Source organism: Paractinoplanes ovalisporus, assembly GCF_016834655.1.
GTDB lineage: Bacteria > Actinomycetota > Actinomycetes > Mycobacteriales > Micromonosporaceae > Actinoplanes > Actinoplanes ovalisporus.
In genome coordinates this window covers 24258-47977 of record NZ_JAENHP010000028.1, presented here as the reverse complement: position 1 = coordinate 47977, position 23720 = coordinate 24258, and the positions used below count along the sequence as shown (strand labels likewise).

Annotated in this window: 21 protein-coding genes; 9 read left to right on the top strand and 12 right to left on the bottom strand. The window is 68.8% G+C overall.

Annotated elements, in window-relative coordinates:
* Positions 1 to 122 precede the first annotated feature (122 nt).
* Positions 123 to 632 (bottom strand): DUF2199 domain-containing protein, encoded by a 510-nt coding sequence (locus JIG36_RS45325; protein ID WP_307873177.1) that lies wholly within the window; start codon positions 630 to 632, stop codon positions 123 to 125.
* Between the two features lie 97 nt (positions 633 to 729).
* Between JIG36_RS45325 and JIG36_RS45320 the strand changes: the two genes are divergently transcribed.
* Positions 730 to 2094 (top strand): TrpB-like pyridoxal phosphate-dependent enzyme, encoded by a 1365-nt coding sequence (locus tag JIG36_RS45320; protein ID WP_203383099.1) that lies wholly within the window; start codon positions 730 to 732, stop codon positions 2092 to 2094.
* A 40-nt stretch (positions 2095 to 2134) separates the two neighbouring features.
* On the opposite strand, the gene JIG36_RS45315 is transcribed toward JIG36_RS45320, so the two are convergent.
* Entirely contained in the window at positions 2135 to 2392 is a 258-nt protein-coding gene (locus tag JIG36_RS45315) for a DUF4352 domain-containing protein (RefSeq protein WP_203383098.1), read from the bottom strand.
* A 225-nt stretch (positions 2393 to 2617) separates the two neighbouring features.
* Complete coding sequence (locus JIG36_RS45310) at positions 2618 to 3634, bottom strand: LacI family DNA-binding transcriptional regulator (RefSeq protein ID WP_307873176.1); 1017 nt, start codon at positions 3632 to 3634, stop codon at positions 2618 to 2620.
* 387 nt (positions 3635 to 4021) lie between these two features.
* Between JIG36_RS45310 and JIG36_RS45305 the strand changes: the two genes are divergently transcribed.
* From JIG36_RS45305 to JIG36_RS45285, 5 genes are all read left to right on the top strand, one after another.
* On the top strand, positions 4022 to 5983 hold the full coding sequence (locus JIG36_RS45305; protein WP_203383096.1) for a beta-galactosidase: 1962 nt from the start codon (positions 4022 to 4024) through the stop codon (positions 5981 to 5983).
* A 2-nt stretch (positions 5984 to 5985) separates the two neighbouring features.
* On the top strand, positions 5986 to 6912 hold the full coding sequence (locus JIG36_RS45300; RefSeq protein WP_203383095.1) for a carbohydrate ABC transporter permease: 927 nt from the start codon (positions 5986 to 5988) through the stop codon (positions 6910 to 6912).
* A 104-nt stretch (positions 6913 to 7016) separates the two neighbouring features.
* Entirely contained in the window at positions 7017 to 7823 is an 807-nt protein-coding gene (locus JIG36_RS45295) for a carbohydrate ABC transporter permease (RefSeq protein WP_203383168.1), read from the top strand.
* A 39-nt stretch (positions 7824 to 7862) separates the two neighbouring features.
* Positions 7863 to 9185: an ABC transporter substrate-binding protein gene (locus tag JIG36_RS45290; protein WP_203383094.1), complete on the top strand. Its 1323-nt coding sequence runs from the start codon at positions 7863 to 7865 to the stop codon at positions 9183 to 9185.
* 6 nt (positions 9186 to 9191) lie between these two features.
* Positions 9192 to 11267 carry an alpha-galactosidase gene (locus tag JIG36_RS45285; RefSeq protein ID WP_203383093.1) on the top strand — a complete coding sequence of 692 codons (2076 nt, stop codon included), beginning with the start codon at positions 9192 to 9194 and terminating at the stop codon, positions 11265 to 11267.
* Between the two features lie 144 nt (positions 11268 to 11411).
* Here the strand turns inward: JIG36_RS45285 and JIG36_RS45280 are convergent, their stop codons facing one another.
* Positions 11412 to 12308 carry a CPBP family intramembrane glutamic endopeptidase gene (locus tag JIG36_RS45280; RefSeq protein ID WP_203383092.1) on the bottom strand — a complete coding sequence of 299 codons (897 nt, stop codon included), beginning with the start codon at positions 12306 to 12308 and terminating at the stop codon, positions 11412 to 11414.
* Positions 12309 to 12442: 134 nt separating this feature from the next.
* Between JIG36_RS45280 and JIG36_RS45275 the strand changes: the two genes are divergently transcribed.
* Together JIG36_RS45275 and JIG36_RS45270 are read left to right on the top strand one after the other, a co-directional pair.
* Positions 12443 to 13690: a sensor histidine kinase gene (locus tag JIG36_RS45275; protein WP_307873174.1), complete on the top strand. Its 1248-nt coding sequence runs from the start codon at positions 12443 to 12445 to the stop codon at positions 13688 to 13690.
* The gene (locus JIG36_RS45270; RefSeq protein WP_438870805.1) at positions 13675 to 14406 is read left to right on the top strand and encodes a LuxR C-terminal-related transcriptional regulator; all 732 of its coding nucleotides are present in this window, start codon (positions 13675 to 13677) and stop codon (positions 14404 to 14406) included. Before JIG36_RS45275 ends, JIG36_RS45270 begins: the two co-directional genes overlap by 16 nt.
* Before the next feature lie 410 nt (positions 14407 to 14816).
* Here the strand turns inward: JIG36_RS45270 and JIG36_RS45265 are convergent, their stop codons facing one another.
* From JIG36_RS45265 to JIG36_RS45240, 6 genes are read right to left on the bottom strand one after another with little or no spacing between them, the layout of a single operon-like run.
* Complete coding sequence (locus tag JIG36_RS45265; protein WP_203383091.1) at positions 14817 to 15758, bottom strand: class I mannose-6-phosphate isomerase; 942 nt, start codon at positions 15756 to 15758, stop codon at positions 14817 to 14819.
* Complete coding sequence (locus tag JIG36_RS45260; RefSeq protein ID WP_203383090.1) at positions 15755 to 16960, bottom strand: ADP-dependent glucokinase/phosphofructokinase; 1206 nt, start codon at positions 16958 to 16960, stop codon at positions 15755 to 15757. Before JIG36_RS45260 ends, JIG36_RS45265 begins: the two co-directional genes overlap by 4 nt.
* Before the next feature lies 1 nt (position 16961).
* A complete protein-coding gene (locus JIG36_RS45255) occupies positions 16962 to 17825 on the bottom strand; it encodes a ketose-bisphosphate aldolase (protein ID WP_203383089.1) in 864 nt (287 codons plus the stop codon).
* Between the two features lie 44 nt (positions 17826 to 17869).
* Positions 17870 to 18721, bottom strand: coding sequence for a carbohydrate ABC transporter permease (locus tag JIG36_RS45250; RefSeq protein ID WP_203383088.1), 852 nt, complete (start codon positions 18719 to 18721; stop codon positions 17870 to 17872).
* Complete coding sequence (locus JIG36_RS45245; protein ID WP_203383087.1) at positions 18721 to 19656, bottom strand: carbohydrate ABC transporter permease; 936 nt, start codon at positions 19654 to 19656, stop codon at positions 18721 to 18723. Before JIG36_RS45245 ends, JIG36_RS45250 begins: the two co-directional genes overlap by 1 nt.
* 54 nt (positions 19657 to 19710) lie before the next feature.
* The gene (locus JIG36_RS45240) at positions 19711 to 20880 is read right to left on the bottom strand and encodes an ABC transporter substrate-binding protein (protein ID WP_307873173.1); all 1170 of its coding nucleotides are present in this window, start codon (positions 20878 to 20880) and stop codon (positions 19711 to 19713) included.
* Positions 20881 to 21288: 408 nt separating this feature from the next.
* On the opposite strand from JIG36_RS45240, the gene JIG36_RS45235 reads away from it, so the two are divergent.
* The gene (locus JIG36_RS45235; protein ID WP_307873172.1) at positions 21289 to 22122 is read left to right on the top strand and encodes a DeoR/GlpR family DNA-binding transcription regulator; all 834 of its coding nucleotides are present in this window, start codon (positions 21289 to 21291) and stop codon (positions 22120 to 22122) included.
* 40 nt (positions 22123 to 22162) lie between these two features.
* Here JIG36_RS45235 and JIG36_RS45230 read toward each other — a convergent pair whose 3' ends face one another.
* The gene (locus JIG36_RS45230) at positions 22163 to 22747 is read right to left on the bottom strand and encodes a dihydrofolate reductase family protein (protein WP_203383085.1); all 585 of its coding nucleotides are present in this window, start codon (positions 22745 to 22747) and stop codon (positions 22163 to 22165) included.
* A 1-nt stretch (position 22748) separates the two neighbouring features.
* Positions 22749 to 23702: a metalloregulator ArsR/SmtB family transcription factor gene (locus tag JIG36_RS45225; protein ID WP_203383084.1), complete on the bottom strand. Its 954-nt coding sequence runs from the start codon at positions 23700 to 23702 to the stop codon at positions 22749 to 22751.
* Positions 23703 to 23720 lie beyond the last annotated feature (18 nt).

Genomic DNA, 23720 nt, shown 5'->3' with positions numbered 1-23720 from the left:
CGAGCACGTGTCAGACCAGGGTCTGTGCCAAGCGGGGTTGGCGTGGATTGGAAGACGGCTGCGGCCTGGCCCAGCCGCCGCCCGTCGCTCACCTCACTTCGGCACCAGGTCCGACGCAGACCTCAGGCGGGTGGGTGCAGGAGCAGGGTGGCGATCTCGCGTACGCGCTCGGTGGTGATGCCGGTGCGCTGCTCGACGGCCAGCGGGTGGTCGGTCGGTTCCAGCTCGATGTGCGGACGGGTGCCGACCGGTTCGTGGTGCAGGTTGGTCTTCAGGTTGAGCGTGGGCACGTCGTACGCGGGCAGTTCGGTCGAGAGCCAGCCGAAGTAGGGCGGCTCCGAATCGCGGCCGGGGGTGTCCCACTTGTCGAGCATCCGGCGGAAGTTGTCGCGGCTCAGGGACACCCACACGCCCCAGTCGAAGTCGTTCCCGGCGTCCAGCACGGGGATGACCAGACGCGTACGGACGAAGTAGTGCTCGGCCTGGATCACGCAGATCTCGCCCTCGAGAACGCTGCGCTCGTCCTCTTCCAGCTCCGGACGCCAATAGGCGGGGGCCGGCGAACCGTACGAGAACGGGAGGCCGTGATGGGGCTCGCTGCACGAGCCGCAGTACCAAGTCTGATCATCCACGCCGGGCAACATACGCGACGTGCCGCGCGCAGGTTTCGTCCGGCTGAAAAACACGCGGGGCCTCGGGTATCCGGCTGGGATGGACGATGATCGGGCCATGAGCGATGACGCCGCTACGAAGATTCTGCTGTCCGAATCGGAGATGCCTCGGAGTTGGTACAACATCGTGCCCGATCTGCCGAGCCCGCCTCCGCCCGTTCTGCATCCGGGGACGCATCAGCCGGTCGGCCCGGAAGACCTGGCGCCGCTGTTCCCGATGGCGCTGATCGAGCAGGAGGTGACCGACGAGCGTTTCGTGACCATTCCCGAGGAAGTGCTCGACGTCTACCGCCTGTGGCGGCCGTCGCCACTTTTCCGGGCGCACCGGCTCGAAAAGGCGCTCGGCACGCCGGCGAAAATCTATTACAAGTACGAGGGTGTGTCGCCGGCCGGTTCGCACAAGCCGAACACCGCCGTGCCGCAGGCCTACTACAACGCGTCGGCGGGCATCCGGCGGCTCACCACCGAGACCGGCGCCGGCCAGTGGGGAACCGCCCTGGCGTTCGCGGCCGCGCAATTCGGCATCGAGTGTGAGATCTGGCAGGTGCGGGCGTCGTACGACCAGAAGCCGTACCGGAAAATGATGATCGAGACGTTCGGCGGCACCATTCATCCGTCGCCCTCCGAGCTGACCGAGGCCGGCCGGAAAGTGCTCGCCGACGACCCGGATTCGCCCGGTTCGCTAGGCATCGCGATCAGCGAGGCGGTGGAGGTCGCGGCCCAGCACCCCGACACGAATTACGCCCTCGGCAGCGTGCTCAACCACGTCCTGCTGCACCAGACGGTGATCGGCGAGGAGGCGTTGCTGCAACTGGCGAAGGTCGGGGCCGTCCCCGATGTGATTGTCGGCTGCACCGGCGGCGGATCGAACTTCGCCGGGCTCGCGTTCCCGTTCCTGCGCGAGAAGATGGCCGGAAACATGTCACCGATCATCCGCGCGGTCGAGCCGGCCTCGTGCCCGTCGCTGACCAAAGGCGTTTACGCGTACGACTTCGGGGACACCACCGGAATGACCCCGCTCATGAAGATGCACACGTTGGGCCATGACTTCATTCCGGACCCCATTCACGCGGGCGGGCTGCGCTACCACGGCATGGCCCCGCTGATCTCCCACGTCTATGAGCTGGGCCTGATGGAGGCCGTCGCCAAGACGCAGAAGGAATGCTTCGAGGCCGGGGTCGCCTTCGCCCGTTCCGAGGGCATCATCCCGGCCCCGGAACCGACCCACGCGCTCGCCGCCTGCATCGAGGAGGCGTTGCGCTGCAAGGAGACCGGCGAGGAGAAGGTGATTCTCACGGCGCTCTGTGGCCACGGGCATCTCGACCTTCCCGCGTACGGGAAATTCCTCGCCGGCGACATGGTGGACCACTCGCTGTCGTCCGCCGCGGTGGAAGCCGCTCTCACGAAATTGCCCGCGGTCTGAACCGGTGGTCTCCGGTGGGATCGCCACCGGAGACCACCCGTCAGGGCCGCCAGGACGCCTCGGCCGAGCCGAACGCGTCGGGCGAGAATTCCACCGCGCCCTTGGCCGACGGCACGTCGAACACAATCTGACCGGCGCGCTTCTGGCCGGCCCGGACGCCGTTGGCCGACGACAGGTTGTTCTTCGCGCAGCCGGAGAAGGCGCCACTGATCGAATCGGCGGTGATGCCGTTGTCACCGACCCATTCGAAGTGCAGCGGGTTCATCGACGCCGAGCCTTCGGTGACCGCGATGGTCACGTCGACGACCGGACTGGTCCCCGTCGTCAGCGGTCGTCGTGGTCGGCGCCGCCAAAGCGGTCGGCGCGGCTGCCACCGCCTCCGCCGGCCGCTTGTCGCTGTACTGATCCTTGTCGGCCGAGATCCGGCGACGAGTGCCGTGCCGACGCAAAAGCTGAGCCTTGCCCGGCCGTCGGAAGCATTGACGGCGCGCCACCCTGTCGTGAAAGCCATTCGCGTATGCGTTCAGGCGGAATGGCGCCAGACAACGGGCGAATCGAGCACCACGCTCGGTTCGACCGGCTCGCCGGCGATCTGACGCAGCACGGATTCGGCGGCATTACGCCCTATCTCGCGCGCCGGCTGGTGCACTGTGGAAAGCGCCGGCTGCGTACGCAACGCCCAGGAACTGTCGTCGAATCCGACCAGGCCGACGTCTTCGGGAACGCGCCGGCCCGACTCGCGCAGCGTTTCCAGGGCGCCGGCGGCGACCGCGTCCGAGGCGGCGAACACGCCATCGAGCGCGGGCTCGCGGTCGAGCAAGGCGCGCATGCCCTTGACGCCGTACGTGTAGTCGTAGAGCGGCACGTCGGCGACCAGGTTGGGGTCGAACAGGTCGCCCAGGGCCTGCTGGAAGCCGGTGAGCCGGTCGGCGCCGGAGTCGCGGTCGAGCGCGGCCGCGATCATGCCGATGCGGCGGCGGCCGGTCTCGACCAGGCGACGGGTGATCGCGCGGGCCGAGCCGATGTTGTCGATGCCGACGAACGGGATGTCGCGGTCGAGGTCGGGCGGGTGGCCGACGAACGTGGCGGGCAGCCGGATCTCGGCGATCAGCCGGGTGATCGGGTCGTGCGAGCGGGCCGACACGATGATCGCGCCGTCGACGAAGCCGCCGCTCAGGTAGCGCCCGACCCGCTGCATGTCACGGTCGGAGTCGATGACCAGGCTGACCATCTGGTGGTCGGCCAGCGACAGCACCGCGTTGGCGCCCAGCATGATCGCGCCGATGTTGGGGTCTTCGAGCAGCAGCGAATGCGGTTCCAGGGCCAGGAATCCCACCGCTTGCGACCGTTGCCGCGCGAGGTTGCTGGCGGCGCGGTTCGGCACATAGCCGACCTGGGCGATGGCCGCCTCGATGGCGGTGCGGGCGTCGCTCGACACGTATCCGCCGTTGAGCACCCGGTTGACCGTGCCCCGGGAGACGCCGGCCGCCGCGGCCACGTCATGCACGGTGGCGCGGCGCGCTTTCCTGGGCCCGGTCACGGCAACACTGTAAGGCCAAGACCACGGCGTACGCCCGTCCCCGCCCGAGCCGGGCCCTGTCACGTTGCCCACCCGCGAGGGCCGGGCTGATGCCGAGGACGCGCGGCCGGACATTCATGTGGACCTCGCGTCCGATTACCCGGTGTAGTCCCTACTCCCGCACCGGGAAGGCCCCGTGGTCGAGCGCCAGGTCCAGCCGGCGGCCCTCGGGCGGTCGGCCCAGCGGGCACCACGGCCGGTGGGCACGAAAGTCGTTCATGGAAACAGTCGGCAAACCCGGTATTGACCTCCCAGCAGCGGCGTGCCTAGTGTGTGCCCGTTCACACATTCGTCACCGGCGAGTTCGCGCGGCGAAATGTGTGCACGTGCACACACGAAGGGGAACCGATGCTGCGACGTCCGTCGGCCGTGCCCGTGGAGGGCATCGGGCTGGGCTGCGACTACAACTACGAACAGTGGTCGCCGGCCGTCTGGCGTGAGGACATGGCCCTCATGCGGGAAGCCGGCGTCGGCCTCGTCGCGATCAACGTCTTCGGATGGTCGGACGTCGAACCGCGCCCGGGCGAGTACGACTTCACCGCGCTCGACGAGATCATCGGACTGATCCACGAGGCCGGCATCCGGATCAACCTCGGCACCGGAACCGCCAGCGCCCCACCGTGGCTCACCCGCCGCCACCCCGAGGTGCTGCCGATGGCCGACGACGGCACCACCCGCTATCCCGGCGGCCGCCAGGCCTGGTGCCCGAGCTCGCCGGTCTTTCGCGAGCACGCTCTGCGGCTGGTCGAGCGGGTCGCCGCCCGCTACGGCAACCACCCGGCGCTCGCCCTCTGGCACGTCTCGAACGAGCTGGGCTGCCACAACGCGCTCTGCTACTGCGACGCCGGCGCCACCGCCTTCCGGGTCTGGCTCGAGCAGCGGTACGGCACGGTCGAGGCGCTCAACAAGGCCTGGGGCACCGCGTTCTGGAGTCAGCGCTACGCCGACTTCGACGAGGTGCAGCCCCCGCGCCGGGCGCTGTCGGTGCGCAACCCGGCCCAGCTCGTCGACTTCCAGCGGTTCTCGTCGGACGCTCTGCTCGACTACTACCGGGCCGAGGCCGAGGTGATCCGCCGGCACTCGGACGCGCCGATCACCACCAACTTCATGGTCACCGCGCACATCCGCAACCAGGACTACTGGAGCTGGACCGCGGACATGGACGTGATCGCCAACGACCACTACCTCGACCACCGCCTGCCCGACCCGGTCGCCGAACTGTCCTTCGCGGCCGACCTGACCCGCGGGCTCGCCGGCGGCCGGCCGTGGATGCTGATGGAGACCTCTACCGGCGCCGTGAACTGGCAGCCCTACAACCTCGCCAAGGAACCCGGGCAGCTGCTGCGCAACGCGCTGACCCACGTGGCCCGCGGCGCCGACGCGATCTGCTTCTTCCAGTGGCGGGCCTCGGCCCAGGGCGCCGAGAAGTTCCACTCGGCGATGCTGCCGCACGCCGGACGCGACACTGCCCTCTGGCGCGAGGTGCTCGAACTGTCCGCGGTCTTGAAAAGCCTCGGCGAGATCGCGGGCGCCACCGTCGCGGCCGACACCGCGCTGGTCTTCAGCTGGGAGTCGTGGTGGGCCACCGACACCGAGGCCCGGCCCTCCCACGACGTGCGCTACCTGGAGCAGGTGCACGCCGCCTATCGGGCGTTGCGCGAACTCGGCGTCACCGCGGACATCGTTGCCCCGGGCGCCGATCTGAGCCCGTACAAGGCCGTCGTCGTCCCCTGCCTGCACATGGTCTCCGACGCCGAGACGGCCGCGATCACGGATTACGTCCGGGACGGCGGCCGGGCGGTGATCACGTTCTACAGCGGCATCGTCGACCCCGACGACCGCGTACGGCTCGGCGGCTACCCGGGCGCGTTCCGCGACCTGCTCGGCGTGGTCAGCGAGGAGTTCGCGCCGCTGCTGCCCGGCCAGGAGGTCGCCCTGGCGAGCGGGGGCCGCGCCACGGTCTGGACCGAGCGGCTGCGCTGTACGACCGCCGAGGTCGTCGAGGCGTATGCCGACGGTAAGCCGGCCGTGACCCGCAACCAGTTCGGGGCCGGGCTCGCCTGGTATGTCGCGACCGCGCTCGACCCGGCCGACCTGCAGAACGTGCTGCGCCAGGCGGTCGGCGACCGGGGGACCGGCAGCAGCGAGACCGAGATCGTCCGCCGCGGCGACCACGTGTTCGTGATCAACCACGGCGGCAAGGACATCGAACACCCGATCACCGGCCGCGAGCTGGTGACCGGTCAGCCGGTCACCGGCTCGCTGTCCGTGCCCGCGGGCACGGTCCGAGTCGTACGGGAGGAGGCGTGACCATGACCCAGACACTCACCGCCGACATAGACAAACCGGTCGAGGCGCCGACGGGACGAGCCAGGGCCGTACGCCACGGCCGCGCGGTGCCGTTCTTCGTCGTGCCCTTCGGCGTGCTGTTCATCGTGTTCTACCTGCTGCCGATCGGCTACGCGATCGTGCAGTCGCTCTACACCGTCGAACGCACCGGCACCTTCGGCCCGGCCCGCGAGGTCTTCGGCGGCTTCACCCAGTACGAGCGGGTCTTCTCCGACGGCCCGTTCTGGACCTCGATCGGCCGGGTGCTCGGCTTCGGCGTCGTCCAGGTGCCGGTCATGCTGGGCCTGGCCCTGCTGCTGGCCCTGCTGCTCGACTCGGGCCTGGTCAAGGGCCGCCGCTTCTTCCGGCTGGCCTTCTTCGTGCCGTACGCGGTCCCGGGTGTCATCGCCGCGATCATGTGGGGCTTCCTCTACTCACCGAACCTCTCCCCGCTCAAGCCGGTCACCAGCGCGATCGACTTCCTCTCGGCCGACCTCGTGCTCTGGGCCATGGCCAACGTCGTGACCTGGGTCTACGTCGGTTACAACATGCTGATCATCTATTCGGCCCTGCTGGCCATCCCGGCCGAGGTGTACGAGGCGGCGCGGATCGACGGCGCCGGCCCGTGGCGCATCGCCTGGTCCATCAAGATCCCGCTGGTGATGCCGGCGATCGTGCTGACCACGGTCTTCTCGATCATCGGCACGCTGCAACTGCTGGCCGAGCCGCAGGTGTTCCGCAGCTTCAGCTCGGCGGTCTCCAGCACGTACACGCCCAACCTGACCGTGTACTCGACGTCGTCGATCCCGAACTTCAACCTCGCCGCGGCCTTCTCGGTGGTGCTGGCGCTGGCGACGTTCGTCCTCTCCTTCGCCTTCCTGAAGTTCACGTCTCGGAAGGGTGTCCAGTGAGCGTCCTCCCGGCTTCCTCCGCGTCCGCCGTCGACTCCGCGTCCGCACCCGGAAGCGGCGGCCGCAGCAAGATCAAAGAGCCACTTCTTTCCCGTACGGCGGCCATGCTCGTCATGGCGGTGTGCACCCTCTACTTCCTGGTGCCGATCTGGTGGCTCTTCGTCGGGGCCAGCAAGAGCTCCGACCAGTTCACCAGCACGAACCCGCTCTGGTTCGCCGACTTCGACCTGTTCGCCAACATCGGCGACCTGATCGCCTACCGCGACGGCGTGTTCCTGCGCTGGATGCTCAACAGCCTGCTCTACACCGGCGGCGCCGCGCTGCTCGGCACCGTGCTGGCCGCGATGTGCGGCTACGCGCTGGCCAAATATCGGTTCCGCGGCCGCGAACTGCTCTTCAACGTCGTGCTCAGCGGCGTGCTCGTGCCGGCCACCGCGCTCGCCCTGCCGCTGTTCCTGCTGTTCAGCAAGGTTGACGCGACCAACACGTTCTGGGCGGTGTTCCTGCCCAGCCTGGTCAACCCGTTCGGCGTCTACCTGGCCCGCATCTACGCCACCGCCAGCGTTCCCGACGAGCTGCTCGAGGCGGCCCGCATCGACGGCTCGGGCGAGATCCGCACGTTCTTCAAGGTGGCGACCCGGCTGATGTTCCCGGCCCTCGTCACGATCTTCCTGTTCCACTTCGTCGCCGTCTGGAACAACTTCCTGCTCCCGCTGATCATGCTCAGCGACGAGCGGCTGTTCCCCGTGACGCTCGGCCTCTACACCTGGAACACCCAGGTGAACCAAATTCCCGAGCTGCGCGGCCTGGTGATCATCGGCGCCCTGCTCTCGATCACGCCGCTGGTGGTCGCGTTCCTGCTTCTGCAGCGGTTCTGGCGCAACGGCCTGGGTGCCGGCGCCGTCAAGTAGTACCCCTAGCACCCCTCTCACCCCGTCAAAGGAAACGCCATGCGTAAACGCCTCAGCGCCTTGCTGATCTCGGTGCTTGCCCTGTCCGCCTGCGGGTCCGGCGGAGACGACTCCTCGTCCGAGGGCGCCGCGGCCGCCTCCTGCGCGCCGTCGTCCGGCCCGGTCACCCTCACCTACACGACCTGGATCCCCGGGATCGAGAACGTGGTGAAGGCCTGGAACGACAAGAACCCGAACATCCAGGTCAAGGTGCAGACCGGCCCCAACGGCAACGGCGGCACCTACCAGAACTTCTTCAACCAGCTGAAGGCCGGCAACACCCCCGACCTCGGCCACATCGAGTACGACGCGCTGCCCAGCTTCCGCGTGCAGGACGGCCTGTTCGACGTCGCCTCCTGCGACATCGTGGCCAAGGCCAAGGACCAGTTCATCCCGTGGACCTGGAACCAGGTCAGCTTCGGCGACGACAAGTCGGCCTGGGGCATCCCGCAGGACTCGGGCCCGATGGCGCTGTTCTACCGGGCCGACCTGTTCGAGAAGAACGGCATCCCGGTGCCGAAGACCTGGGACGAGTACGCGGCGGCGGCCGAGAAGGTGAAGGCGGCCGGCGGCTACATCACCAACTTCTCGCAGAGCGACATCAACCAGTTCGCGGGCTTCGCGTGGCAGGCCGGCGGCCGCTGGTTCGCCAACGACGGCCAGCAGTGGACCGTCAACCTGACCGACGACAAGACCAAGAAGGTCGCCGACTACTGGCAGAACCTGATCAGCAAGAAGCTCGTCTCGACCGTCCCGCCATGGACCACCGAGTGGGACAACGCCTACAACTCCAGCTCGGCCTGGACCTGGGTCTCCGCCGTCTGGGGCGCCAACTCGATCATGAGCGGCGCGCCGAAGACGGCCGGCAAGTGGCGCGTCGCTCCGATGCCGCAGTGGAGCGCCGGCGAGTCGATCGCGGGCAACTGGGGCGGCTCGGCCACCGCGATCTTCAAGACCTCCAAGCACCCGTACGAGGCCGCGCAGTTCGCCCTGTGGCTCAACACCAGCGAGGAAGCGCTCGGCCTGCTCAACAAGGAGGCCCAGCTCTACCCGGCGACCACGGCCGGAACCAAGTATTCGTACCTGGCCAACCCGGTCGAGTTCTATGGTGACCAGAAGATCTACGAGGTCTTCGCGCAGGCCGCCACCGAGGTCACGCCCGACTTCACGTGGGGACCGACGATGACCTCGACGTACGCGAACGCCTCGGACGGCTTCAAGGCGGCCGTCTCGGGCAGCGGCACCCTGACCGACGCCCTCACCTCCGCCCAGAAGTCGACCATCGACACCCTCAAGTCCCAGGCCATCCCGGTCAAGGAGTAACACGCGTTGTTGATCCACCTGCAGGCCGCGGGCACCAGTTTCGTGCTGGACGCCCGCGGCCCGCGGCCACCCGCCGTCCTGCACTGGGGAGCCGCGCTCGGCGACCTCGCCGCCGACGATCTGGCCGCCTTCGCCGCCTCGGCCGTGCCCGCCAACCCGCCCAGCTCGCTCGACGAGCCGCCCTACCTGTCGCTGCTGCCGACGCTGGGCGACGGCTGGAACGGCCGTCCCGCCTTCTCGGGCACACCCGGCCGCCCCCGCTGGACCCTGGCCGGCGTCTCCCAGCCCTCGCCCGGCTCGATCCTCATCTCGCTGACCGACGGCCCCCTCACCGTCACGACCGAGATCGAGCTGAGCGCGCAGGGCGTGCTGCGGATGCGGCACACCCTGGCCAACGCCGGCGACGCGGACCTGGGCCTCGGCTCGCTCGCGGTTGTCCTGCCCGTGCCCGCGCGGGCGTCGGACCTGCTCGACTTCGCCGGCATCTGGGCCTACGAGCGCAAACCGCAGCGCACGCCGATGCGGACCGGCGCCTGGACCCGCGAGACCCGGCACGGCAAGCCCGGCCACGACGACCCGTACGTGATGATGCTCGGCACCCCCGGCTTCACCTTCCGCTCGGGCGAGGTGTGGGCCGTGCACCTGGCGTGGAGCGGCGACAAGCAGCTGTGGGCCGAACGCAGCACTCTCGGCTCGACCGTGCTCGGCGCCGGCGAGCTGCTGGCCCCGGGGGAGGTCGGCCTCGAACCCGGCGGCGCCTACACCACCCCCTGGACCGTCGCCGTCTGGTCGGCCACCGGTATCGACGGGCTGTCGGACCGGCTGCACGACTGGATCCGGTCGCGGCGCGCGCCGTTGAAGCCGAGGCCGGTGGTGCTCAACACCTGGGAGGCCGTCTACTTCGACCACTCGCTGGAACGCCTTACCGCGCTCGCCGACGCCGCCGCCTCGGTCGGGGTCGAACGGTTCGTGCTCGACGACGGCTGGTTCCGCGGCCGCACCGACGACCGGCGTGCCCTCGGCGACTGGACCGTCGACCCGACCCGCTGGCCCGACGGCCTCGGCCCGCTCATCAAGGCCGTGCACGAGCGCGGCATGGAGTTCGGGCTCTGGCTGGAGCCCGAGATGGTCTCGCCCGACTCCGATCTGGCCCGGGCCCACCCCGACTGGATCCTCGGCGGCCCCGGCGCGGCGACCTGGCGTCACCAGCAGGTGCTCAACCTGGCCGTCCCCGAAGCCTACGACTATGTGCTCGGCGCGATCAGCGAGCTCCTCACGACGTACGAAATCGCCTTTGTGAAGTGGGACCACAACCGCGACGTGGCCCAGGAAGGCTCGGCCCACCGCCAGACGACCGCCCTCTACGGGCTGCTGGCCGAACTCAAGCGTCGCTTCCCGGCGGTCGAGATCGAGAGCTGCGCCGCCGGCGGGGGCCGGATCGACCTCGGCATCCTCGAACACACCGACCGTTTCTGGACGTCCGACACCAACGACGCCCTGGAGCGTCAGCAGATCCAGCGCTGGACGAGCGTGCTGATGCCGCCCGAGCTGCTCGGCTCGCACGTCGGCGCCCCGACCGCCCACATCACCGGCCGTACCGGCGCGCTCGGTTTCCGCTTGGCCACGTCGCTGTTCGGCCACGCCGGCATCGAGTGGGACCTGACCACAACCACCGACGACGAGCGGGCACTGATCCGCGGGTGGGTAGCCGAGTACAAACAGCGGCGTTCGCTGCTGCACAGCGGCCGGGTGGTCCGCTCCGGCGGCGACGACCCCGACCGCCTCGTGCACGGAGTCGTCTCGCTCGACCAGCGCACGGCCCTGTTCGCCGTGGCCGTCCTGCGCGCACCGGGTTCCGCGATCCCTGAGCCGGTGCGTTTCCCGGGTCTCGACCCCGACCGCCGCTACACCGTGCGTCCGCTCGCGCTCGGTGCCCCGCCCCGGACCGTCCAGGACGCACCACCCCCGTGGCTGGCAGCCGGTGAGGTCACCCTTCCCGGGCGAGTGTTGCTGGAGGCCGGGCTTCCGGTCCCGTTGCTCACCCCGGAGCAGGCCATGCTGTTCACCGTCGACGCGGTCTGACTCATCCATCGGACCAGCCCCGACAGCCGACCAGGAAGGCGTGGCGGTATCCACCGTGCACGCCGTCCTGACGCGCCACACCGCGAACCGGCTCTCCCACCTCGCCCGGGCCGCCGTCCGTCGCACTGGCAACCACACCGGACATCACACCCTTCGCAGCGCCGTGGTTTCCGGCTGGCTTTCGCAGGGCGTGGACGGCGGCGGGGCCCCAAGCCGGCCGCGTGTCGCGACGATCAGGACCAGTGCGGCCAGACCGGAACCGATCACCAGAGCATGCAGCGAGTCGCTGAAGGCGTCGAGCCGCGGGAAGATCTGGGGCCAGGCCAGCGAGAACACCGTGTTGACGTTCGCGTGCAGCAGCATGGCGAGGGGCAGACTCTCTCCGCTTCGGTTGAACACCCAGGTCAGCACGATGCTCAGCAGCACCGAGCTGAGCACGAACTCCGCCGGCATCCGCCAGTCGACATCGGGCCAGCCGGCCCACTCGGTGAAGAACAGCGGCAGATGCCAGGCGCCCCACAGCGGGCCGATCACGAGCGAACCCGTCAGGGGCCCGAACCGGGCCTGCAAGCGCGGCTGTGCGAAATCGCGCCACCCCGGTTCCTCGGACAGCCCGGTCGTCAGCACCTGAAGGACCAACAGCGGTAGGTACGCGACCAGCGTCGCCGCCGATGGGAAGGTCATGTCCGCCGCGGCGTCGGGCAGGAGAAGGGTGGACGCCACCATGACCGCCGGCACGACGAAGAGAACCCCGGCATACCACCGGAGGCCTACTCGCCAGCGAACCAGGCGCCGGGCCCAGCGGCGCAGGCCGGGCCGGCCCTGGGTGACGGCGGTGACGAGCAGGGCCGACGTGACCGGGCCCAGATAAGCGCCCGGCAACAGGCCGAGCGTCTGCGAGCTGCCGAGGACCGACGGGAACCGCCAGGGAAAGACGCCCAGGCCGTTGGCCGAGAGCACATAGGGCAGCCAGAACAACCATGTCAGCCCGAACGTCAGCAGGAAGAAGGTGAAGATAGGACGGCGTTGCGGGAATGTCATGGCCGGAAGAAGACCACCGTGGACACCGCCCGGGCACTACGTCTGGACACCGTCTTCGGGTAGGGCTAGGCATACCTCAGATGTAGTGCCAGACACCTTGGGGCGGCATGCGCAGCACCGCTAGCTTGGCTCTCGTGTCCGCACTCACCGCATTACGCAGTCGGCGCTTCCTGGCCACCTGGTGGCCTTGGCGGTCGCTCGCATTCCTCGTGACCAGCATCCCGCTCATAGTGGTGACCGCAGCGGCGCTCGGCCTGTTCGCGGCGCCGTGGATCGTGCTGATCCGTCGGCTCGGCACCGGCCGCACCGACGCCCTCGAGGCGCTGCTGCTGTTCGTTGCGGGTGCGGTGCTGCTGGGCGGCCTCGGGCCCTTGGTCGCATGGCCCCTGGCCGGGCTCGAGCGACGGAGGCTGCGCTTGGCCGACGACCGGTTCCTCAGGCTCAGCCCTTCACGGTGGCGACGATTCGGATACGCCGTCCTGCTCGTCACCATCGTCCCGGTGGTCTACGGCGTGCTGGCGTTCATCGAGATCCTGATCGTCGTTCTGGCGCTCAGCCCGTGGCTCGTCGACCAAGGGCCGATCTCCTTCGGCATCATCATTATCGCGACGGCGAGCGAGGCCGTGCCTTATGCGGTCGCGGGTGTCATCGCGCTGGCTTCCATGCCCTATCTGGTCGCCGTGACGGCGGGGGCGCACGCGGCGGCGGCCCGGGCCCTGCTGCACACCGGCAGCGGGGAGAAGCTCCGCGCGGAACTGGTCGAGGTGTCGCGGTCGCGGGCCCGCATGGCCGACGCGTTCGAGGCCGAGCGCCGGCGGATCGAGCGCGACCTGCACGACGGCGCCCAGCAGAAGCTCGTCGGCCTGACGCTGCAGCTGGGGCTGGCGAAAATCGACCTTCCCGAGGGCTCGCCGGCCGCCGCTCCGGTCGCGACCGCGCATCGGCAGGCCAAGGAACTCATGGGAGAGCTGCGCGAACTCATCCATGGCATCCGGCCGCAGGTGCTGACCGACCTCGGCTTGCCGGCCGCGCTGCGCGACCTCGCCGGGCAGACACCGATGCCGGTCGACGTCCACACCGAGCTGCCGTCGCGGCCGCCCGAACACCTGGAGGCAACGGCTTACTTCGTGGTCGCCGAAGCACTGGCGAACGTGGCCAAGCACAGCGGCGCGGCGCGCGCGGCCGTAGAAGCCCGCGCAGAAGACGGGACGCTGGTGGTCGAGGTGCGCGACGACGGCCGGGGTGGTGCCGACCTCGAGCGCGGAACGGGCCTGGTCGGGCTGGCCGACCGGGTGGCCGTGGCGGACGGCCGGATGCTGCTCGCCAGCCCGCTTGGTGGTCCGACCATGATCCGGGTGGAGCTGCCGTGGCCGCGCAAATGAGCGGGCCACCAGCCGCGGCCGGGGCGACGAGCGAGCGGCGTGCCACCGAGGGGGAGCGGGTGCGGGTAGTTCTGGCGGAAGACGGCGTTCTGCTGCGGGAAGGAGTCGCGGGTCTGCTGGGGCGGTTCGGGTTCGAGGTGGTTGCCGCTGTGGGGGACGCGGTGGCGCTCGAGGCGGCCGTCGGTGAGTTTCGGCCCGAGCTTGTGGTGACCGACATCCGGATGCCGCCGGGGTTCAGTGACGAGGGGCTGCGGGCCGCGGTTCGGCTTCGGCGGGACTGTCCGGGGCTGGCGGTAGTGGCGCTCAGTCAGTTCGTGCAGGACGGCTATGCGACCGAACTGCTGGAGTCCGGTGGGGGCGTCGGCTATCTGTTGAAAGACAGGGTGGTTGATGTTGAGGAGTTTGTGGACGCGCTGCGGCGGGTTGTCGCGGGCGAGACGGTGATCGACCCTGAGGTGGTCCGGCGGCTGCTGGTGCGGCGTAGCGATCCGGTCTCGCTGTTGTCTCCGCGGGAGCGGGAGGTGCTGGCGCTTGTCGCGCAGGGGCATTCGAATGCGGCCATCGCTCGGACGCTGTCGCTGTCGGAGGCGGCCGTCGGCAAGCACGTGGGCAACATTCTCGCGAAGTTCGCCCTGCCGCCCGACGACAACACCAACCGGCGCGTTCTCGCGGCGCTCACCTACCTCAGAGGCGACGTCCCAGCCTCCGGCGCTTGATCGGCTCCGTCGCGACCGAGCACAGGAGACGTGCGACGGATGGCAGGTGCTGGACGCGGGATGCACGGTGTGCGGTGCGCGGACGGCAGCCGCTCGATGGAAGTGTGCACGGCGGCAGGTGCTGGACGCGGGATGCGGCGTGTGGTGAGCGGGACGGCAGCCGCTCGATGGAGGTGAGTAGGGCGGCAGGTGCTGACGCAGGGATGCGGGGTGTGCGGGACAGCAGGGGCTGGACGCGAAATGCGGTGTGTGGTGAGCGGGACGGCAGCCGCTCGATGGAGGTGTGTACGGCGGCAGGTGCTGGACGCAGGGATGCGGGGTGTGCGGGACAGCAGGTGCTGGACGTGGAGTGGGTGGGAGCCTGTTGCCGCCGGACGCGTGAAGCGTCCGGCGGCGGGGAATCGGGGCGGTCAGGCCGAGAGGCGGATCAGCTCCACTTGGCCGTCGACGCTCAGCGGGCCGGCGGCGTACGGAATGAGCAGGGTGTCGCCACGCCGGACGGGGAGGGTGTCGTGCTCGCCGGTCAGGGTGCCCTCGCCGGAGACCGCGACCGCGATGCCGAAGCCCTGGGGCAGGCGGTCGCCGGCGCGGTGGCGGGTGGCCGAGAAGAACTCGTCGGCGGCCGCGGGGAGCAGGCGGTCGGTGCCGCGCAGCTGCTCGATGCGGGCCGGCGACCAGGCGCTGCGGTCGACGCACTGCAGGGCCAGGTCGTAGCCCAGGTTGAGATGGCCGTCGGCCAGGCCGAAACCCTCGTACTCCAGCAGCACCGAGAAGTCGGTCGGCTCCTGGACCTCGACCAGCAGGATGCCGTCGCCGATGGCGTGGGGGAGGCCGGCGGGGCAGAGGATCGCGTCGCCCGCTGAGACCGGGACCTTGTTGGTGGCGGCCAGCATCTCGTCCGTTTTCTGGCCGGCCACCCACGTCGCCAGCTCGTCGGCCTCGACGTCGCGGGCGAAACCCAGGTGCACAAACGCGTCGTCCCGTGCCGAGACGATCACCCAGGCTTCGGTCTTTCCGTACGGGGATGCCAGGTGCGCGGTGGCGAAGGAGCGGTCGGGGTGCACGTGCAGGGGCAGGCGTTGACCGGCGTCGAGCAGCTTGACCAGCACGCCGGTGTCGGTGCGGTCGGGGCCCAGCCACCAGCCCGGCTCGGCGGCGATCGCCTCGGCCAGCAGGCGGCCGTCCGGCAGGGACGACTGACCGGAGGGGCCCAGGCCGAAACGGTCAGTCGTCGAGCCGACCCAGTCTTCGGGACGGTCCTCCAGAGCGGGCACGTTGCGGAACGACGCGATCCGGCCGGCGCCTCGGTAGAACGTCTCGGGCTGGTTCGCGGGCAGAGTTATGACAGTCATCGGTGTGCCTTTCCGGCGATCGCGGAGAGAAAGCCGCCAACAAAAGTGTCGCCCAGGCCGACCGTCGTCGGGTTCGCGACGTCGAGCTGGAAGGCCGGCCGGCAGCTGACCACCTCGCCCAGCCGGTCGGCGAGGGCGGTCGCGAACACCACCGACTCGGCGCGGCGCCGGCGGGTCCGCAGCTCCTCGCCGTCGGCGCGGGTCATGTCGTCGCCGTGCACATAGCGGGTCGCGGCCATGACGATGCCGGCGTCGACCGCGTCCGTGTAGGAGGCGGCGTCGGCGCCGTAGGCGAGGGCCCAGTATTTGGTGTGCAGCACCAGGATCGGGGCCGGGATGAGCTTCGACAACGCAGCCAGGGCGTCCGCGACCTCGGCCGGTGACAACAGATCCACCGTACGGCCGAGGTAGGTCTGCAGCTCGTCCTCGTTCAGGCCGTAGACGTCGATGCGGTCGAGCAGCGCCGCGCGGACCCGCGCGCTGAACGCGGGCTCGTGGTAGGCCGCGTCCTCGAAGTAGGTGACCGCGTCGGCCGGCAGCTGCCTCATGTGCTCGCGCAGCGCGGCCAGCCGCGAGTCGAGCAGAGTCTCGTCGCGCATCGCGTTGAAGCCGGAGATCAGGAAGACCGAGGCCCGGCTGAGCCGCGACCCCAGGTCGTCGGTGAGCAGCATGATCTCGTTGGCCGGGTCGTTGACGTAGATCAGGCGGTTCGGGAACGGCGAGGTGAGGTCGAGGTCGCCCGCCCGCACGTGCAGGCCCTGGTCGAACTGCACGATCAGGTGCGGGAAGAACGTGTCCTCGGTGCCCGAGTTGAACCACTCGCCGCCGGCCGGCAGCAGACGGCGGAAGTCGTCGTTGACGGTGACCAGGTGCAGGGCGGACGGGATGCCGAGCCGGTCGAGCAGGAGCCCGGCCCGCACCGAGGTGCCGCCCAGGGTCGTACGGTGGGCAAAGCGGTCGGCGAAGGTGGACAGCGCCGGGGCCGAGGCGACGAAGTGCTCGCCGCCCCCGCCCCGGGCCACGTATCCCAGGATCGACACGACCAGGTCCCGTTCGCTGCTCACCACGGCCGGCGGTGATGTCAGCTCCGCGGCGCGGATGCCGTACGAGGTAATCAGCTGTTCCAGGACATCGGCGGTGAGCTTCAACTCGTAGTCGACACAACCGCCGAGGCCCAGGACTACACGGGACGCGTCGCTCATGTCAGTACAGCGAGGCCTTGCCGGCGGCGCCGAACAGCTCGATCTTCTGGGCGGCGACCTCGTTCATGGCCGCGATGCAGGCGGGCTGGATGGCGTTGGGCTCGCGGGTCTTGGGGTCGTTGCCCAGAACCTCACGCATCTTGTTGTGGTAGGCCACCTTGATGTCGGTCGAGATGTTGATCTTGTTGATGCCGATGCGCGCGGCCTCACGGATCTCGTCGTCCGGGTTGCCCGAGCCGCCGTGCAGCACCAGCGGGATGCCGACCCGGCCCTTGATCTCCTTGAGCAGGTCGAGCTTGAGCTCCGGCTTGAGGTGCGCCGGGTAGAAGCCGTGGAACGTGCCGATCGCGATGGCCAGGCTGTCCACACCGGTCTGCTTGACGTAGGTGACCGCGTCGTCCGGGTCGGTGTAGATGATGGTGTCGGAGCCGCCCTCGGCGTACGTGTCGTTGCCGCCGATCGTGCCCAGCTCGCCCTCGACCGAGACGCCCAGCACGTGCGCCGAGTCCACGACCTTCTTGGTGATGGCCAGGTTGTCGTCGAACGGCTTCATCGAGGCGTCGATCATGACGGACGTGAAGCCGTACTGGACCGCCTGGAGAACCTGCTCGTAGGTGCCGCCGTGGTCCCAGTGGATCGCGATCGGCACGCTCGAACGGTGCGAGCGCTCGATGATGCCGGCGATCATGTCGCGGCCGATGTGCGCCACCTCGTCCGGGTGGATCGCCACGATGAGGGGGGCGTTCGTCTCCTCGCTGATCTCCACGATGCCCTTGAACATCGCCCAGTCGCTGATGTTGAAGGCGGGCACGGCGAAGTTGTGCTCGTTAGCGACGTCGAGGATCGCCTTGCCGGTCGTGAGCATGTGCTTGTTTCTCCTTTTGGGATTCCCGAACGAAAAGCGGGGGGTCAGGCTTTGACGGCGCCGGAGGTGAGTCCCCCGATGAACCGCCGCTGGAAAATCAGGAAGAGGACGAGAACGGGGATGGAGCCGAGGATGCTCATCGCCATCATCTGGTTCCACTCGTACGAGTGCTGGCCCATGAGCAGCTGGATGCCGATCGGGACCGTGCGCATGTCGTCGGTGCGAGTCAGCGCGAGCGCGAACAGGTACTCGTTCCACGAGATCATGAACGTGTAGACGCCGACGGCGATGAGACCCGGGACCGAGATCGGCACGAGGATGCGCCACAGAGCGGTCCAGCTGTTGCCTCCGTCGACCTTGACGGATTCGTCCAGCTCTTTCGGGAGCGTGTTGAAGTAGGCGGTCATCATGATGATCGCGTAGGGCAGGGTGAACACCATGTGGGTGAGGATCAGACCCGGATAGGTGTTGTAGAGACCGAGCGCGACGACGAGCCCGAAGTACGGAATGACCAGCGTGATCGGCGGGACGGCCTGGACGCTGACGATCACCGCGTTGATCGTCTTGGAGAACGGGAACGTGAAGCGGCTGAACGCGTACGAGGCCAGGACCGCCACGAGCAGCGTCAGCACCGTGACGGCGATCGCGACGATGTAGCTGTTGAGGAAGAACCGCAGCTGAGCGCCGTTGCCGAGGATCTCGGTGTAGGCGTCGAACGAGAAGCTCTCCGTGATCAGCTTCGGCGGGTTCTGGAACACCTCGCCGTTGGCCTTGAACGAGGTGGAGAGCATCCACAGCACCGGCAGGCCGGCGAACAGGCCACCGAGGGTCAGTCCGACGATCAGGCCGGCCTTCGCGAGGGTGCGCCGCGGCCCCTTGAGAGTCGCTGTCGTCATCACCGCTCCCTTTGCTGACGGACGTAGAAGAAGGCCAGGATCATCGTCAGCAGCAGGACGATCACGGCGCTGGCGGAAGCGGTGGCGAACTCGTACTCGCTGAAAGCCAGCTTGTAGGTGAAGGTGCTGAGCATCTCGGTCGAGTTCAGAGGCCCGCCGCCGGTCATCATCCAGATCAGCGCGAACTGCTGGGACGTCCAGATCAGGTCGAGTACGGCCATGCTGATGATCACCGGGCGCAGCTGCGGGATCGTCACGTTCCAGAACTTCTGCCACGGGTTCGCCCCGTCCACGGAAGCCGCCTCGTACAGCTCGCCGGGGATGCCCTGCAGGCCGGCCAGCAAACTGATCATGAAGAACGGATAGCCCGACCAGATGTTCACGAACGTCACGACCCAGAGCGCCGAGCCGGGGTCACCGAGCCAGTTCACGCCGTCCTGGATGATGCCCAGGGTCTGCAGCACGTAGTTGATGACGCCGGAGGGGTCGAGCAGCAGCCGCCAGATGACGGCGATGACCGCGATCGTGAACAGCCAGGGAAGCACGTAGACGACCCGGAAGATCGCCTTGGTGACACCGCTCAGCATGCCGGAGTTCAGCATCATGGCGAAGCCCAGGCCGAGGAGCAGGTGGGCCACCATGCTGACCGTGATGAAGATGAACGTGTTCTTCAGCGCGGCCACGAAGTCCGGGTCGGTGAGCACGTCCGTGTAGTTGGCGAACCCGGCGAACACCGAGTTCTCCTGGACGATCACGTTGTCCCGGAACGAGTAGCTGATCACCATGATGATGGGGACCACCATCAGGACCACGATCAACACGATGGTCGGGGACAGGTAGCCGAACGGGATGAGCCGGCGGGCCACCGATTTCTTGGTGCGCGTGGGCGCCTCGGGCTCGGCCGGCGGCGGCTTTTCCACGGTCAGGGAAGTCATCGCTGTCTCCTTGGTCGAGCGCCGCGCCCTGGTGGAGCGCGGCGCCCGGGCCGACTATTCGATTACCGAGGACCAGGAGTCCTGCGACTTGCTGAGCGCGTCGTCGACGCTCTGCTTGCCGGTGAGCACCAGCTGAAGGTTCTCGTCGAAGCTGCGCATCAGGTCCTCCGACTTGGGCAGGCCGACGAACTCGTTGGCCGGGAAGCCCTCCTGGTAGATCTTGAACGCTTCCTCGAACATCGGGTCGCTCTTGCTGAAGTCCGGCTTGGCCGTCTTGTTGCCGGGGAAGCCGTTGGCCAGCGTGGCCAGCTCGGCGTTGGCCTTGGCGTCCATCAGGAACTGCACCAGCTTGAAGGCCTCGGCCTTGTGCTTGGAGGAGTTCGCGACGCCGATGCCCCACGACGCGTACGGGATGCCCCGCTTGCCGGTGAAGCCGTCCTCGGCCGGAACCGGAGCGATCGCGAACTTGAGGTTCGGCGCGTTCTCCTTGACCAGGTTGATGTGCGCGAGCGAGTCGATCATCATGCCGACCTGGCCGGTCGTGAACTTCTCGACCTTGTCCTGCTCCTTCATGGTGAGGGAGCCCTCGGCGATCACTCCGGCGTCGTTGAGGCTCTTGACGTACTCGACGACGCTCTTGACCTGCGGGGTGGTCAGGGCCGGCTTGCCGTCGGCCAGCATGCTGCCGCCCGAGGCCCACAGCCACGACATGACGTCGTTCTGGATGCCGTTGGGAACGGCGGTGTCGAGCGGGAGCGCCCAGCCCTTGACGTTGCCGCCGGTCGCGGTGATCTTCTTGGCCGCGTCGGAGAACTCGGTGCGCGTGCTCGGCACCTTGTCGACGCCGGCCTTGGTCAGCAGGTCCTGGTTGACGAAGAGCGGGTAGACGAAGTTGACCACCGGGATCATGTACGTCTTGCCCTCGAGCTGGATCTGGCTGGCCAGCTGGCTCGAGTCGTAGTTGGCGTCGCCCATCAGCTCGGTCAGGTCGGCGATCGCGCCCTGCTTGGCGAAGTCGTTGACCCATGCGCCGTCGAGACCGACCACGTCCGGCAGCGTCTTCGAGGCCGCGCCGGTGACCAGCTGCTGCTTGGTCGAGGCGTACGGGCCGCTCAGCAGTTTGACCTTGATGTTCGGGTTCGCCGTCTGGAACTCGTTGATGATCTTGTCGAACGATCCGGCCGGAAGCTCCGGCGCCCACCACTGTGCGAACTCGAGCGTCACGGAACCGTCCGCCGCGACGTCATCCGAATCGCCACCACCGCAGGCACCGAGTGCGAGCGCGACCGTGGCGGCCGTGAGGGCCCCTATCAGTCGCGTCCGAGACGCCTTCCGAATGGCCATGTCGTGCTCCTTCTATAGGGAAGTCCTTCTGTTCTCTGCGAGGTGAGCGTCACGTTAGCAACGTGTTACGGCGGTTAACAAGGCCAAGAACCGCAGAATCCTGCGAAGTCTTGCAGGATGCGGCAAGGTTCGGGGCGGGGCCGCTCGGGCTATTGCGCAGCGTTGCCCTGGTCGTGCAGTATGTGCGGCCTAGTTGCGTGACTCTGCGGCTCTTCGCTGCTCTTCGCGGCGGTGCGGGTTGTTAACGCAAGGTTGTGGCATACTGCCGCACAAAACCGAGGGGGAGCGGTGAGCGTCGATAAGGACGAGCGGCAACGGCATCTGCCGGCCGGACGCAAGGCCCAGCTGGCCGCCTATGTGGCGGAGACCGGGCAGGTCACGGTCAGTGCGCTGGCCGAGCGGTTCGGCGTCTCGATCGACACCGTGCGGCGCGATCTCGATCAGCTCAGTGCCGACGGGGTTCTGGTTCGCACGTACGGCGGTGCGGTGAGCCGCTCCACGCTGGCGCGCACCGATCGCGCCGTCGACCAGCGCCTCAGCATCCAGGAACAGGAGAAGGAACAGATCGCGGAGCTGGCGGCGGCCCTGGTCGAAGACGGCTCCACCATCATGATCAACGGCGGCACGACGACGCTGGCCCTGGCCCGCGGCCTCAGCCAGCATCGCGAGCTCACCGTGGCCACGAACAACCTGCTGGTGCCGGCCGCGCTGCCGTCGAGCGCGATCCGCGACATCTACGTCTTCGGCGGTGCCGTGCGCGCGCTGACGCTGGCGACGATAGGGCCGGTCAGTTTCCGGGCCAACGGCGGGGCCGAGCTCGACATCAGCTGCGACCTGGCCCTGATCGGCGTCGGCGCGGTCTCGGCCGACGCCGGCTACACCACGAGCAACCTGGCCGAGGCGGCCATGATGCAGGAGATGATCTCGCGGGCGGCCCGGGTCGCCATACTCGCCGACTCGTCCAAGTTCGGCCGGCGTCTGTTCGCCCAGGTCAGCGAGCTGTCGGCGGCCGACTACCTGGTGACCGACACTATGCCGCCGCCGGACATCCGTGACGCCCTGACCGAGGCCGGGGTCGAGATCATCACCCCGGCGGCTGCGTCGCGCAGAAACGCGTCATAGCCGCGGCGCTCGTCCCGCCAACGTCGGCGGCCTCTTCGGGTCAGCGGGCCCGGTCGTAGACGAGCGCGAGTTCGCCGTGCTCGCCGGCGGTCTGGCTGACCAGGTTCCACTTCACGCCGGGCCGGTCGCCGTCGAACAGGCGCGGGCCGTCGCCCAGGAACACCGGGAACACCATCAGGGCGAGCCGGTCGACCTTGTCCGCGGCGAGCAGCGCCTTGATCACGCTCGCGCTCGAGAACACGACGATGTCGCCGTCACCGGTCTTCCGCAGGTCGGTCACCACCTCGGCGGCCGGTCGGTCGACCACGGTCGTGCGCTCCCAGGGCGCCTGCGCCAGCGTCGACGACAGCACCACCTTGTCCGCCTCGACCAGCCATTTCGCGTACGCCTCGTCGCGCGGATCGACACCCTCGGCTCCGATGATCGTGGGCCAGAAGCCCAGGAACCCTTCGGCGTTGACGCGACCGAGCAGGGCCGTGGTGGCGGGCTCCCACAGGCTGGTCAGGTGCGCCCGGGCGACGTCGCTGACCGCGTACGGCATCACCCAGCCCATGTCCTGCGGGCCGGCGGGGGAGGCGTAGCAGCCGTCGAGGGACAGGCTCATGTTGGTGACTACTCGGCGCATGTCAGGCTCCTTCGGATGTTCGCGGTGCGGAGTCGGTTGCCGGCGGGGGTGCGGAGTCGGTTGCCGGCCGGGGTGCGGAGTCGGATGTCGGCACGGGTGCGGAGTTGGATGTCGGCCGGGGCGCGGAGGCTGTCGGCCGAGGTGCGGAGTCGGGTGTCTGCAGCGTGGTGGCCAGCTTGTCGAGGCTCTGGCCGAAGCCGAGCTCGATGCCCGCGATGAAGTCGGCGGCGTCGACCGCGCTGTCGGTGACGCGGTAGGTCACCTCGAGCTCGGTGCCGGCCCCGGCCGGGCGCAGCACGAGGGTCACGTGCGAGGTGAAGGCGAGGCCGCCGCCGGGGAGCAGCGGGGAGAGCAGGTAGGCGAGACGTTCGTGGGCATCCACCTCGTCGACCACGCCCTCGGCCCGGCCGGCGACCTGGTCGGTGTCGTCGACGTCCTCGGCGTCGCGGTACTCCTGGACGATCCGGCCGCCCGGCTGCGCCTCGAACACCAGCTCGGAGGTGCGCAGATCGTCGGGCGTCCACCATGCGGCCAGCAACGACGCCTCGGTCAGGTGACGCCACACGGTCTCGGGCGCGGCGGGCAGCGTACGGGAGAAGTCGAACGACCGGCCGTCGGCCCACCCGGACCCGCTCGCGGCGCGGCGCTCGGCGTCGAGGGTCAAACCGTGTTGCGCGTACGGCTGATTGGTTCGTTCCGCCTCGTCGGCGAGCCGGATGAGCTCGGCCGCGAGGTCGCGCAGCATGCCGGGCCGCAACGCGTAGATCCGTCGTTGACCGGTGCGCTCGGAGGCGACGACGCCGGCGCGTTCCAGGGTCTGCAGATGTTTGGTGGTCTGCGGCTGGCGCGCACCGGCGAGCCGGGCGAGGACCCCGACCGGGCGGGGCCGCTCGGCCAGCAGGCCGACGAGTTGCCACCGCGCGGGGTCGGCGAGAGCTGACAGGACAGCTTCCATGTGGCGAAGTATTCTCCT

Excerpts from the sequence above, each read along its gene's own strand:
- JIG36_RS45245 (WP_203383087.1), bottom strand. The coding sequence starts at position 19,656 with ATGACTTCCCTGACCGTGGAAAAGCCGCCGCCGGCCGAGCCCGAGGCG.
- JIG36_RS45225 (WP_203383084.1), bottom strand. The coding sequence starts at position 23,702 with ATGGAAGCTGTCCTGTCAGCTCTCGCCGACCCCGCGCGGTGGCAACTC.
- JIG36_RS45265 (WP_203383091.1), bottom strand. The coding sequence starts at position 15,758 with ATGACTGTCATAACTCTGCCCGCGAACCAGCCCGAGACGTTCTACCGA.
- JIG36_RS45295 (WP_203383168.1), top strand. The coding sequence starts at position 7,017 with ATGCTCGTCATGGCGGTGTGCACCCTCTACTTCCTGGTGCCGATCTGG.
- JIG36_RS45280 (WP_203383092.1), bottom strand. The coding sequence starts at position 12,308 with ATGACATTCCCGCAACGCCGTCCTATCTTCACCTTCTTCCTGCTGACG.
- JIG36_RS45300 (WP_203383095.1), top strand. The coding sequence starts at position 5,986 with ATGACCCAGACACTCACCGCCGACATAGACAAACCGGTCGAGGCGCCG.
- JIG36_RS45290 (WP_203383094.1), top strand. The coding sequence starts at position 7,863 with ATGCGTAAACGCCTCAGCGCCTTGCTGATCTCGGTGCTTGCCCTGTCC.
- JIG36_RS45250 (WP_203383088.1), bottom strand. The coding sequence starts at position 18,721 with ATGACGACAGCGACTCTCAAGGGGCCGCGGCGCACCCTCGCGAAGGCC.
- JIG36_RS45230 (WP_203383085.1), bottom strand. The coding sequence starts at position 22,747 with ATGCGCCGAGTAGTCACCAACATGAGCCTGTCCCTCGACGGCTGCTAC.
- JIG36_RS45320 (WP_203383099.1), top strand. The coding sequence starts at position 730 with ATGAGCGATGACGCCGCTACGAAGATTCTGCTGTCCGAATCGGAGATG.
- JIG36_RS45255 (WP_203383089.1), bottom strand. The coding sequence starts at position 17,825 with ATGCTCACGACCGGCAAGGCGATCCTCGACGTCGCTAACGAGCACAAC.
- JIG36_RS45260 (WP_203383090.1), bottom strand. The coding sequence starts at position 16,960 with ATGAGCGACGCGTCCCGTGTAGTCCTGGGCCTCGGCGGTTGTGTCGAC.
- JIG36_RS45305 (WP_203383096.1), top strand. The coding sequence starts at position 4,022 with ATGCTGCGACGTCCGTCGGCCGTGCCCGTGGAGGGCATCGGGCTGGGC.